This window comes from Microbacterium sp. BWR-S6Y (genome assembly GCF_041379845.1).
GTDB lineage: Bacteria > Actinomycetota > Actinomycetes > Actinomycetales > Microbacteriaceae > Microbacterium > Microbacterium hydrothermale.
Genome location: NZ_JBFECV010000001.1, coordinates 109,420 through 121,529 on the forward strand (window position 1 = coordinate 109,420; position 12,110 = coordinate 121,529).

Sequence of the window (12,110 nt, forward strand, 5' to 3'; positions counted from 1 at the left end):
GCTCCCCTCTCAGCGCCCGCGCCGAGAGCGCGCGTGGTCGGCCGGACCCTCGCTCCCCCTAGCGACCGAGGGGCGCTCCCGCCGCGAACGCCGCCGCCGCGAATCGCTCGCCGATCAGCCGGTGCGTCTCCGTGTCGGGGTGCAGACCGTCGGGCAGCGGATGGGCGACCGCGTCGTCGGCGCCGTACAGCGACAGGCCGTCGAGGTAGTGCAGAGCCGGATCATCCGATCGCGCGGCGACGACCCCTGCCAGCAGATCGCGCACGACCTCGAGCGTGAGCGCGCCCCGTGCGACCTCGGAGGCCGAGCCGGTCGCGACGAACCGGGCGGCCCCCTCGCGCAGGCTCTCGGGATCGAACGCCCCCGGTCCGGGGGTCTTCTCGTGGATGCCGCTGTGGATCGGCGACACCACCAGGATCGGGGTGTCGGGGTGCCCTTCGCGGATGGTGTCGAGGAAACCGTGGACCGCGGGAACGAACGCGCGGGCGCGCATGGCGTCGGCGTTCACGACGTTGATGCCGAGTTTGACGCTGATGAGGTCGGCATCCTGGTCCCGGATGACCCGGGCCAGGAACGGGTCGACCATGGCGCTCCCGCCGAAGCCGAGGTTGCGCAGCTGCACGCCCGCGGCGCGGGCCACGACGACCGGCCAGATCTCGGTGGGCGCGGCCGCATTCGAGCCGTGACTGATCGAACTGCCGTGGTGCACCCACACCGGTCGCGGGTCGTCGATCGGGGCGAGCGGGGCATCGGAGTCGAGCGAGACGAGGTCGACCTGCTCGTTGTGCGGCAGCCAGATCTCGACGGTCTTCTCCGCGGGCGCGAGCGGGCGCACCGTGACGACGTCGTCCTCGCCGGGCCGCGGGGTCGCGCCGCCGGTGGACAGGTCGAGCTCGAGGGCGTCACCGGCCTCGAGCGGCCGTCGCTGCACGAGCACGTCGTCGACGAGGACGTCGACCTGGCCGCGCGCGCGTTCGAGACCCCGGTACGACACCCGCGTCGCGTGCAGGCGCAGGACGATCACGGTCGCGGTCGTCCGGAAGCGCAGATGGATGCCGGACGGCTGGCGCTCCACCATCGTCAACTGGGCGTCGGCCTCGCGCGACCGGTACGGCAGCGGCAGTCGGTGCAGGCGCAGGCGCGAGCCATGCCCGACCGGTTCGAGCTCGGCGCCGCCGCGGACGAGATCGAGAGTCAGGGGGGTGGTGATCATTTCGTGTCCTTCGTGTGCCAGTGGGCCAGCAGCCCGTGGAGGCGGTCGATGAGCAGCGCCCAGGAGTCGTCGGCCGGTGGGGCGCTGTGCGCGAAGCTGCCGACGTGCTCGAGATGGAGGAAGCCGTTGAGGAACGACCCGACCAGCCGCGTCGCGTGGACGCGGTCGCTCTCGTCGATCCCGTAGCCGCGGAGGACCGCGCCGAGCCCCCGACTCGATCGGGCGGCCTCGTCACTGCGCACGACGGCGTCGCCGGCGCGGCGCTGCAGGCTCTCCCAGCGGCCGGGGTGGGCGCGCGCGTAGTCGCGGTGCGCGTCGCACAGCGCGCGCAGGGCCTCACGCCCCGACCGCCCGGCGATCGCCTCGCCCGCGCGGTCGGCGAGCTCGCCGAGGGCGAGGATCGTCACCCCGTCGCGCAGGGCGGCGAGGTCGCGCACGTGGCCGTAAAGACTCGGCGTGCGCACGTCGAGGACGCGGGCGACGGCCGAGAGCGTCACCTCGGTGAGGCCGTGGGCATCGGCGAGGTCGGCGGCCGTGGCGATGACGGAGCGGGGGCTGAGCGGGGGGCGTTGCACCGTGCCATCCTATAGGTAATAGGCTCTGAGCTTTACCTCATAGGAGACGTGAACGCGCACGAGAAGAGCCCCGCGCGATTGCTCGCGCGGGGCTCTCGATGAAGGTCCGGTCAGAAGTCCCAGTCGTCGTCTTCCGTCGCCTCGGCCTTGCCGATGACGTACGACGAACCCGAGCCGCTGAAGAAGTCGTGGTTCTCGTCGGCATTGGGAGACAGGGCCGACAGGATCGCCGGGTTCACGTTCGTCACCGACGACGGGAACATCGCCTCGTAGCCGAGGTTCATCAGCGCCTTGTTGGCGTTGTAGTGCAGGAACTTCTTGACGTCCTCGCTCAGGCCGACCGAGTCGTAGAGGCTCTGCGTGTAGCCCACCTCGTTGTCGTAGAGCTCGTACATCAGCGAGAACGTGTAGTCCTTGATGTCCTGGCGCCGCGCCTCGTCGACCGTCTCGAGACCACGCTGGAACTTGTAGCCGATGTAGTAGCCGTGCACAGCCTCGTCGCGGATGATGAGGCGGATCAGGTCGGCCGTGTTGGTGAGCTTCGCCCGGCTCGACCAGTGCATCGGCAGGTAGAAGCCCGAGTAGAACAGGAACGACTCGAGCAGCGTCGAGGCGACCTTGCGCTTGAGTGGGTCGTCGCCACGGTAGTAATCCATGACGATGCGCGCCTTCTTCTGAAGGAACTCGTTCTCGGTTGACCAGCGGAACGCCTCGTCGATCTCCTTCGTGGAGCACAGCGTCGAGAAGATCGACGAATAGCTCTTGGCGTGCACCGACTCCATGAACGCGATGTTCGTGTAGACGGCCTCCTCGTGCGGGGTGATCGCATCGGGGATGAGCGAGACCGCGCCGACCGTGCCCTGGATCGTGTCGAGGAGCGTGAGCCCCGTGAACACGCGCATCGTGAGGGTCTGCTCCTCAGGGGTGAGCGTGTTCCACGACTGGATGTCGTTCGACAGCGGCACCTTCTCGGGCAGCCAGAAGTTGTTCACCAGACGGTTCCAGACCTCGAGGTCCTTGTCGTCCTGGATGCGGTTCCAGTTGATGGCCTGCACGTGGTTCAGCAACTGCAGCTTCTCAGCCATGTCGTTCCTGTGTCCTTGATCGATGGTGGTCAGCGGGTCAGAGCATGCACGAGACGCACTCGGTCATGTCGGTGCCCTCGAGTGCCAGCTGACGCAGACGGATGTAGTAGATGGTCTTGATGCCCTTGCGCCAGGCGTAGATCTGGGCCTTGTTGATGTCGCGCGTGGTGACGGTGTCCTTGAAGAACAGCGTCAGCGACAGTCCCTGGTCGACGTGCTGCGTGGCGGCGGCGTACGTGTCGATGACCTTCTCGTAGCCGATCTCGTACGCGTCCTGGTAGTACTCCAGGTTCTCGTTCGTCATGAACGGCGCCGGGTAGTAGACGCGGCCGAGCTTGCCTTCCTTGCGGATCTCGATCTTCGAGGCGATCGGGTGGATCGAGCTCGTCGAGTTGTTGATGTACGAGATCGAACCGGTCGGAGGCACCGCCTGCAGGTTCTGGTTGTAGATGCCGTGGGCCTGCACCGAGGCCTTCAGTTCGCGCCAGTCGTCCTGCGTCGGGATCGGGATGCCGGCGAACAGCTCCTTCGTCTTCTCGGTCGCGGGAGCCCACACCTGGTCGGTGTACTTGTCGAAGAACTCGCCCGACGCGTAGGTGGAGTTCTCGAAGCCGTCGAACGAGATGCCGCGCTCGATCGCGAGGCGGTTCGAGGCCCGCAGCGCGTGGAACAGCACCGTGTAGAAGTAGATGTTCGTGAAGTCGATGCCCTCTTCGGAGCCGTAGTAGACGTGCTCGCGAGCGAGGTAGCCGTGCAGGTTCATCTGCCCGAGGCCGATGGCGTGCGAACGGTCATTGCCGTCCTCGATCGAGCGGACCGAAGCGATGTGGCTCTGGTCGCTCACGGCGGTGAGGGCGCGGATCGCGGTCTCGACCGTCAGGCCCAGGTCGCGGCCGTCCATCGCCAGGGCGATGTTCATCGAGCCGAGGTTGCAGCTGATGTCTTTGCCGATGTTGTCGTACGAGAGGTCTTCGTTGTACGTGGTCGGCGTGTTGACCTGCAGGATCTCGGAGCACAGGTTCGACATGTTGATGCGTCCGGCGATGGGGTTCGCCTTGTTCACCGTGTCTTCGAACATGATGTACGGGTAACCCGACTCGAACTGGATCTCGGCGAGGGTCTGGAAGAACTCGCGCGCGTTGATCTTCGTCTTCTTGATGCGCGGGTCGTCGACCATCTCGCGGTACTTCTCGGTCACCGAGATGTCGCCGAACGGCTTCTTGTACACGCGCTCGACGTCGTACGGCGAGAAGAGGTACATGTCCTCGCCGTTCTTGGCGAGCTCGAACGTGATGTCGGGGATGACGACACCCAACGACAGCGTCTTGATGCGGATCTTCTCGTCTGCGTTCTCGCGCTTGGTGTCGAGGAAGCGCAGGATGTCGGGGTGGTGCGCGTTGAGGTACACCGCGCCCGCGCCCTGACGCGCGCCGAGCTGGTTGGCGTAGCTGAAGCTGTCTTCGAGCAGCTTCATGACGGGGATGATGCCCGACGACTGGTTCTCGATCTGCTTGATGGGCGCACCCGACTCGCGGATGTTCGACAGCAGCAGGGCCACGCCGCCACCGCGCTTGGACAGCTGCAGGGCGGAGTTGATGCCGCGCGCGATCGACTCCATGTTGTCTTCGATGCGCAGCAGGAAGCACGACACGAGCTCGCCGCGCTGCGCCTTGCCGGCGTTGAGGAACGTGGGGGTCGCGGGCTGGAAACGACCGGAGATGATCTCGTCGACCAGCTGCACCGCGAGGCGCTGGTCGCCGTCGGCGAGGGCGAGGGCGGTCATGACGACGCGGTCCTCGAAACGCTCGAGGTAGCGCTTCCCGTCGAAGGTCTTGAGCGTGTAGCTCGTGTAGTACTTGAACGCGCCGAGGAAGGTCTCGAAGCGGAACTTCGCGCCGTACGCGCGGTCGTTGAGCTCCTGGATGAACTCCATCGAGTACTTCGCGAGCACGGTGGGCTCGTAGTACTCCTTCTCGACGAGGTAGTCGAGGCGCTCCTTGAGCGAGTGGAAGAACACGGTGTTCTGATTGACGTGCTGCAGGAAGTACTCCCGCGCCGCGCGCTTGTCGGCGTCGAACTGGATCTTGCCGTCGGCGTCGTACAGGTTCAGCATCGCGTTGAGGGCGTGGTAATCCAGCCCCTCGAACCGCGCTTCGGTCTTGAAGTCCACGTCGGTCAGCTCAACTTCCACCATCGTTCCAATCCCTCGGTGACCCGCTCGACATCGTCGGGGGTGCCGAAAACTTCCAGTCGGTATAGATGCGGCACCGCGCACTTGCGCGCGACGATGTCGCCGGCGAGGCAGAAGGCGTCGCCGAAGTTCGTGTTCCCCGCGGAGATGACTCCGCGGATGTTTCGTCGGTTGCGTTCCTCGTTGAGGAAGCGGATGACCTGCTTGGGGACCGCGCCCTTCTCGACGCCCCGGCCGGCACCCCCGCCGTAGGTGGGGGTGACCAGCACGAAGGGCTCGTCGATGTGGAGGGGCGGATCGGTCGGCCGCAGCGGGATGCGGACGGCCCGCTTGCCGAGCTTCTCGATGAAACGCGCGGTGTTGCCCGACACGCTCGAGAAGTAGACCAGCAGCGGGGCCTCGGTCGCCGACACGACAGCGCTCATGACAGGGGTCTGAGTGCCTGTCGCCGGATCAGGCGAGGCGCGACGCGAGCTCGTCGATCTTGTCGGGACGGAAGCCCGACCAGTGGTCCTCGTCGGTGATGACGACGGGGGCCTGCAGGTACCCGAGCGACTTGACCTGCTCGAGCGCCGACGGGTCTTCGGACAGGTCGAGCACGTTGTACTCGATGCCCTTCGAGTCGAGTGCGCGGTAGGTCGCGGTGCACTGGACGCAGGACGGCTTGGTGTAGACCGTGATCGCCATGTCGTTCTCTCTCTCCCCTGGAAAATCGTCGTCCGGGCGGGCAGGGCTCGCCGGGACCTCAATACTACATATGGGGACGGACATCGGGAGTAACCACAAGGGGTAGTAGTTACATCCGTGTGATTTTCCACCGTCTCTCCCCATGTACAACACAGGTTGTCCACGGTTCCATCCACAGATCGACCCCCTTCCCGGATGTCGTTGACAGGCGCGATTCCGCGGTTGTCGTCGCGGTCGAGCCCATCTGTCCACAGACCGGACGCTAGACGGGGGTTCCGACATTGCACAGGCGGTGGAATTCGTCCTCCGGCGTGTCGCGGCGTGTCGCCGACCGGGCGCACCGTCCGCCCCGTCGAGATCACGCGATCGGCGCGAGAACACCGCATCCGCCACCCGCCCACCGTGTGATCTCGCGCCGAACGTGTGACCTCGCGGCATCCGCTCCCCGACCCCGGCGCGGCCCGGCGCGGCGCGCCGCGGCGCGGTGCGGCACGACGCGGTGCGGCACACCGCGGCACAGCACGGCGCAGCGCGACCCCGCGGCGTCCGCGTCGGACCGGCCCCGGCACGACACCGACCGTCGGCACGGATGTCGGAGGTCGGCTGTAACGTTGACCGGTGGCCGGCTACCGCGAACTCCTTCGAACCCCTGGCGTGGGGCGCATCATCGCCGCGCAGCTGACCGCGCGCTTCCCCAACGGGATGACGAGCCTCGCCGTGCTCCTGCACATCGAGCACGTCACGGGTTCGTACGGCGCCGCGGGCCTCGTGCTGGCCGCCACGAGCATCGGACAGGCCGTGGCGGGTCCCGTCACGAGCCGCTGGATGGGCCGCTGGGGCATGCGCCGGGTACTGACCGTCACGCTCTTGGTGTGCGCGGCGGCGATCGCGACCCTCGCGCTGATCGAGATGCCCCTGCCGCTGTACATGGCCCTCGGTCTCGTCGCCGGACTCTCGACCCCGCCGATCCAGTCGGCGGTGCGCACCATCTACCCCAAGATGGTCAACTCGAAGCAGCTGACCCCGCTGTACTCCCTTGACGCCTCCCTGCAGGAGATCATCTGGGTGCTCGCGCCGGTGCTCATCACGCTCGTCGCGACGCAGGTCGGCACGGTCCCCGGGCTGCTGCTGGTGGTCGTCATCCTGCTCGGCGGCGGTGCGTGGTTCATCCTCAGCCCCGAGGTCGGTCGCGTGCGCATCCCGCGCAGCCGCCGCGGCCTGGGGCGTGTGCTCACGAAGCCGCCGGTCATCCTCGCCACCGCCACCGGGTTCCTGCTCATCGGCGCGTGCGCCGCGGTCGAGGCCGGTGTCGTCGCCACCTTCGACCACGGCGGCCTCGAGGCGGGCCTGATCCTGGCGGTCTTCGCGGTGGGCAGCCTGGCCGGCGGGCTCTCGTTCGGCCACATCCCGATCGGCCCGTGGGCCATGGCGCGCCGCCTCGCGATCGTCGCCCTCGGCCTCTCGCTCACGATCGTCTCGCTCAACGCGTGGTGGCTGGGGGCGACCCTGCTCGTCGCGGGCGCCGGCATCGCGCCCGCCCTCGCCGTGATGTTCGCGATGGCCTCCGCGAGCGTCCGCTTCAGCGAGACCGCCGAGGCCTACGGCTGGATCAGCACGGGCCAGCTCATCGGCGCCGCCGCGGGGTCGGCCGTGGCGGGGTTCCTCGTCGACGGCATCGGTCCCACCGGCGCGTACATCGCCGCCGCGGCGTTCGCCGTGGCCGGTTTCATCGTCGCCGCGGTGTTCGTACGCGGCTTCCCCGACCTGCGTCACCGCGATTCGAGCCCGATCCCCGACACCGAACCCGTCGAGACGATCACCTGACCGGATGCCGGGCACCCCGGCATCCGCTCCCCTCCCGGCCCGTGCGCTCCGAGGACGCGTACCCGTGCGCAGCGGCGCCGGTTCGCGGCGGCCCCGCCGTTCAGTGCGTCCGGCGCAGCAGCTCCAGCACGGCGAGGGCGTAGGCGTCCTCGGGCGAGGGGTGGTCGAAGACGAGGGTCGATCCGCCGACCGAGATCTCGACCTCGTAGGTGTCCGAGAGCCGGCGCAGCGAGCGGAAAGTCGAGCGCAGCATCTCGCGCAACTGCAGCTCCGACGGCAGCCACAGCGCTTCCTCGGTCGCGACCGAGTCCAACGCCCACTCGGTGGTGCCGTTGAACGCGAGGATTCGTCCGGTCGGATAGTCGCGCGGCTCGACGGTCATGTCGCTGACGGTGAACACGTCGGCCTCGAACTCGGGCTCGTCAAGCTGGAACCGGTCGCCGGAACGCGGATGCCACACCAGACCCGCCTCGCGCAGGGCCAGGGCCATCTCGGTCGAGATCATGGCATCCATTCTGGGGGCGATCGGCGGGCGGGGCGCCGCCACCGCGGCGGGCGCACGGCCGCGATGTCGGTGGGCACGAGCAGAATGGATGCCATGACCTCGTTCGATCCGGCTCGGTACCTGCCCGACGATCTGCTCGCGCGCATCCGCGAGCGCGCGGTGGTGCACGACCGCGAGAACACGTTCCCGCACGACGACCTCGACGACCTGCGCGCGGCGGGGTACCTCGGCATCCTGGTCCCGACGGAGCAGGGCGGAGCGGGGTTGAGCCTGGCCCAGGCCTCGGTGCTGCAGCAGCGCCTGGCCGGAGCCGCGCCCGCGACGGCCCTCGCGGTCAACATGCATCTCGTGTGGACGGGCGTGGCCAAGGTGCTCCACGACCGCGGCATCGACGATCTCGCGTTCGTCGCCCAGGGCGCTGCCGCCGGCGAGGTCTTCGCGTTCGGCATCAGCGAGGCCGGCAACGACCTCGTGCTGTTCGGCAGCGACACCACCGCCGAGCCCGACGGCGAGGGCGGGTACCGGTTCACGGGCACGAAGATCTTCACCTCCCTCTCCCCCGCGTGGGATCACCTTGGCGTGCACGGGCTCGACAGCACCTCCGCCGACGGGCCCAAGATGGTGTTCGCGTTCCTCGACCGCGACGACGACGCCGTCGTCGCGCGCGACGACTGGGACACCCTCGGCATGCGCGGGACGCAGAGCCGCACCACCGAGCTGCGCGGAGCGCACGCACCCGCGCATCGCGTGGTGCGCCGGCTCGACCCGGGCCCGCAGCCCGACGCGCTGGTGTTCGGGATCTTCGCGGTGTTCGAGATCCTGCTCGCCTCGGTCTACACCGGCATCGCCCGCCGCGCCCTCGATCTCGCGGTCGAGGCCGCGACCGTGCGTCGGTCGAAGAAGACGGGCGCCGTCTACGCCGACGACCCGGACATCCGCCGCCGCGTGGCGGGCATGGTGCTCGCCTACGACGCGCTTCCTCCGCAGCTCGCGGTGCTCTCGCACGACGTCGACACCCTGGTCGACCACGGCGGACGGTGGTTCTCGCTGCTGGCCGGGGTCAAGCACCGCGCGGTGACGACGGCCAAGTCCGTGGTCGACGACGCCATCCTGGTGGGCGGAGGCTCGTCCTACTTCTCCCGCACCGAGCTGAGCCGGCTGTACCGCGACGTGCTGGCCGGCATGTTCCACCCCTCCGACCCGGAGTCCGCGCACGCGACAGCCGCGGCCGCCTGGCTCGGTCCGGTGACGAGCTGATGGCCCGCACGCCCACGGCCGCGCTGAGCCCGGCCGATCAGGAGCGGCGCCGCGCCCTGCGCATCATGAAGGGCGTGGCCCTCGGCGCGCTCCTCGCGATGGCCCTCGTCTTCGCGGTGTCGTTCCCGCTGCAGCGAGAGGTCGAGTGGCTGCAGTACGTCCGCGCCGCGGCCGAGGGCGGCATGGTGGGGGCGCTCGCCGACTGGTTCGCGGTGACCGCCCTGTTCCGGCATCCGCTCGGCCTGCCCATTCCGCATACCGCGATCATCCCGCGCCGCAAAGACGAGATCGGCCGCCAGTTGGGCGAGTTCGTCGAGACCAACTTCCTCGAGGGCGACGTGGTGCGCGCCAAGCTCGAGTCGACCCCGCTGTCGGCGCGAGCCGGGGCGTGGCTGGCCGATCCCCCGCACGCCGAACGTGTCGCCGCGGAGGGCGCCACTCTCGCGACGAGCGTGCTCACCGCCCTCGACGACGACGACGTGCAGGGCCTGATCGAAGACCTCGCGCGCGAGCACCTGCTCTCCCCCGACTGGGGTCCGTCCATCGGCGGGTGGTTGCAGCGCGTGGTGGGCTCCGGAGCGCACCACGGCGCGGTCGATCTCGCGCTCGACAACATCGCCGTCTGGCTCGGCAACAACCGCGACACCTTCCAGGGGCTGGTCTCGCGCCGTCTGCCCTCGTGGGTGCCGAGCATGGCGGCGCGCCTCGTCGACGACACGGTCTATCGCGAGGCGGTGCAGTTCGTCGACGCCGTGCGCGCCGATCCCCGGCATCAGGCGCGCGGCGCGATCGACGGCTACCTCGCCCGCCTCGCCGACAACCTGCAGCACGACCCGGCCACGATGGTGCGGCTCGAAGAGGCCAAGGCCGCCGTCTTCGACAGCCCGCGCGTGCGTCAGCTGGCCGCCGACGCCTGGAACACGGCCAAGGCCGGGCTGCTGCGCTCGCTCGCCGACCCCGACAGCGCCCTGCGCCGCCGCGCGGCTGCCGCGCTGGCCGAGGTGGGCGAGCGCCTGCAGCACGACGAGACGCTTCAGAAGCGGGTCGACGGCTGGGTCACCGATGCGGCCGTGTTCGTCGTCGGCCGCTACCGTCACGACATCGCCTCGATCATCACCGACACCGTGGAACGGTGGGATGCCGAGGAGACGACCGAGAAGATCGAGCTCATGGTCGGCCGCGACCTGCAGTACATCCGCCTGAACGGCACCATCGTGGGGGCGCTGGCGGGACTCGTGATCTTCACGGTCGCGCATTTCGCCTGGGGCTCGTGACGGTCCGTGAACGCACGCGCGGATCGATCCCGCGTCGCACCGCCCGACCACGCGCGACCCTCGGTAGCCTGAGCCTCGTGAGCGACGGTTCGGGGCCGGAGGAGTGCCTCTTCTCCTATGGGACGTTGCAGCTGCCCGACGTGCAGCTCGACACGTTCGGCCGCCTGCTCGAGGGGGCCGAAGATACGCTCCCGGGCTTCCGCCTCGAGTGGACCGATGTGGGAGACGAGCGGGTCGCCCAGCTCTCGGGCCTCGACAAGCACCCCATCCTCCGCCGCACCGACGACCCCCGCGACCGCGTCTTCGGCCGGGTCCTGCGGCTCACCGCCGATGAGCTCGACGCGGCCGACGAGTACGAGGTCGCGCTGTACCGCCGCGCCGCCGTGACACTGGCGAGCGGCCTTCGCGCCTGGGTCTACGTGGCCGCATGAGCACTCTGTCCGTCGATCCCCTCTGGCCGCGGGCCGGAGACTGGCCCCCGCCGACCGGAACCGTGGACGCCGTGCTCCTCGGGGTCCCCGCCTGGCGCACCTCTCTGTCGCCCACCGGAGCCGGTGACACCCCCGCGGCGGTCCGCGCCGCCCTGCGCCGTTTCTCGCCCACCCTGATCGGGCCGCCCGCACTCGATCTCACGGAGGTGCTGCGCGTCGCCGACGCGGGCGACGTCGACGAGCCCGACGGTCGCGACGGAGAGGGGCGCGTGCGTGCGGCCGTCACGGCTCTCTCCGCGGCCCGACTGGTCATCGCCCTCGGCGGCGACAACTCGGCGACCTACGCGGTCGCCCAGGGCCGCGGTGCGCGCGGGCTGATCACGCTCGATGCGCACTTCGACCTGCGCGACGGCGAATCCAACGGGTCGCCCGTGCGACGCCTCATCGCCGACGGCCTGGATCCGCGCCGCATCGTGCAGATCGGGATCGCCGACTTCGCCAATTCCGCGGCCTACGCGCGCCGTGCCGCCGAGGCCGGGATCACCGTCATCACCCTCGACGAGCTGCGCCGACGCGGGATCGACGACGTCGTCGCCCACGCCCTGCACGTCGCGGGCGGGGGCTCCGATCCCGCGGCCGGCACCACGGCGCCGGCAGCGATCACGGGATGCGACGCGGGCACGCCGGCGCCGGCGGAAGAGGCGGGTCATGACGCGGGCACCGCCGCAGCGCCCGCGACCGACGCCGACGCCGCGGTCTCCGCCCGGCGGCACACCCCCGCGGCCCCCCGGGCGATCGCCGGAGACGACGGCGGCATCCACCTCGACATCGACGTCGACGTGTGCGACCGCTCCGTCGCCCCCGGGTGTCCCGCGAGCGTCCCGGGAGGACTCGCCGCGTGGGAGCTGCGCGCCCTGGTGCGCGGCCTCGCTCGAGACCCCGGTGTGAGCAGCGCCGACATCGTCGAGGTGGACGCCACGGCCGACACCGACGACGGCCGCACGGTGCGACTGGCCGCCCTGTGCGTTCTGGAACTCCTGGCAGGAAAGGCGGAACGACGATGATTCA

The 12,110-nt window shown here is 69.5% G+C and carries 12 protein-coding genes; 5 read left to right on the top strand and 7 right to left on the bottom strand.

The features are described 5' to 3' along the window. Positions 1-58: 58 nt before the first annotated feature. The 6 genes from AB1K56_RS00450 to nrdH form a co-directional block, all read right to left on the bottom strand. Positions 59-1,213 carry a GDSL-type esterase/lipase family protein gene (locus AB1K56_RS00450; protein ID WP_371204083.1) on the bottom strand — a complete coding sequence of 385 codons (1,155 nt, stop codon included), beginning with the start codon at positions 1,211-1,213 and terminating at the stop codon, positions 59-61. Next, entirely contained in the window at positions 1,210-1,788 is a 579-nt protein-coding gene (locus AB1K56_RS00455; RefSeq protein ID WP_371204084.1) for a TetR/AcrR family transcriptional regulator, read from the bottom strand. The genes AB1K56_RS00450 and AB1K56_RS00455 overlap by 4 nt, the downstream gene beginning before the upstream one ends. Before the next feature lie 110 nt (positions 1,789-1,898). Beyond that, positions 1,899-2,873 (bottom strand): class 1b ribonucleoside-diphosphate reductase subunit beta, encoded by a 975-nt coding sequence (nrdF, locus tag AB1K56_RS00460; RefSeq protein ID WP_264631757.1) that lies wholly within the window; start codon positions 2,871-2,873, stop codon positions 1,899-1,901. A gap of 37 nt (positions 2,874-2,910) precedes the next feature. Continuing rightward, positions 2,911-5,067, bottom strand: coding sequence for a class 1b ribonucleoside-diphosphate reductase subunit alpha (gene nrdE, locus AB1K56_RS00465; protein WP_371204085.1), 2,157 nt, complete (start codon positions 5,065-5,067; stop codon positions 2,911-2,913). Next, on the bottom strand, positions 5,049-5,489 hold the full coding sequence (gene nrdI / locus AB1K56_RS00470; protein ID WP_136586554.1) for a class Ib ribonucleoside-diphosphate reductase assembly flavoprotein NrdI: 441 nt from the start codon (positions 5,487-5,489) through the stop codon (positions 5,049-5,051). Before nrdI ends, nrdE begins: the two co-directional genes overlap by 19 nt. Before the next feature lie 28 nt (positions 5,490-5,517). Further along, positions 5,518-5,751, bottom strand: coding sequence for a glutaredoxin-like protein NrdH (nrdH, locus tag AB1K56_RS00475; protein WP_055838040.1), 234 nt, complete (start codon positions 5,749-5,751; stop codon positions 5,518-5,520). A gap of 618 nt (positions 5,752-6,369) precedes the next feature. Here nrdH and AB1K56_RS00480 point away from each other — a divergent pair. Further along, positions 6,370-7,575, top strand: a complete 1,206-nt coding sequence (locus tag AB1K56_RS00480; RefSeq protein WP_371204086.1) for an MFS transporter — start codon at positions 6,370-6,372, stop codon at positions 7,573-7,575. Between the two features lie 100 nt (positions 7,576-7,675). Here AB1K56_RS00480 and AB1K56_RS00485 read toward each other — a convergent pair whose 3' ends face one another. Then, on the bottom strand, positions 7,676-8,080 hold the full coding sequence (locus AB1K56_RS00485) for a pilus assembly protein CpaE (RefSeq protein WP_136586556.1): 405 nt from the start codon (positions 8,078-8,080) through the stop codon (positions 7,676-7,678). 93 nt (positions 8,081-8,173) lie between these two features. Between AB1K56_RS00485 and AB1K56_RS00490 the strand changes: the two genes are divergently transcribed. From AB1K56_RS00490 to AB1K56_RS00505, 4 genes are all read left to right on the top strand, one after another. Beyond that, positions 8,174-9,337 (top strand): acyl-CoA dehydrogenase family protein, encoded by a 1,164-nt coding sequence (locus AB1K56_RS00490; RefSeq protein WP_371204087.1) that lies wholly within the window; start codon positions 8,174-8,176, stop codon positions 9,335-9,337. Next, on the top strand, positions 9,337-10,611 hold the full coding sequence (locus tag AB1K56_RS00495) for a DUF445 domain-containing protein (protein WP_136586558.1): 1,275 nt from the start codon (positions 9,337-9,339) through the stop codon (positions 10,609-10,611). Before AB1K56_RS00490 ends, AB1K56_RS00495 begins: the two co-directional genes overlap by 1 nt. Before the next feature lie 77 nt (positions 10,612-10,688). Further along, a complete protein-coding gene (locus AB1K56_RS00500; RefSeq protein ID WP_371204088.1) occupies positions 10,689-11,042 on the top strand; it encodes a gamma-glutamylcyclotransferase family protein in 354 nt (117 codons plus the stop codon). After that, positions 11,039-12,106 (top strand): arginase family protein, encoded by a 1,068-nt coding sequence (locus AB1K56_RS00505; RefSeq protein ID WP_371204089.1) that lies wholly within the window; start codon positions 11,039-11,041, stop codon positions 12,104-12,106. The genes AB1K56_RS00500 and AB1K56_RS00505 overlap by 4 nt, the downstream gene beginning before the upstream one ends. Positions 12,107-12,110: the final 4 nt, after the last annotated feature.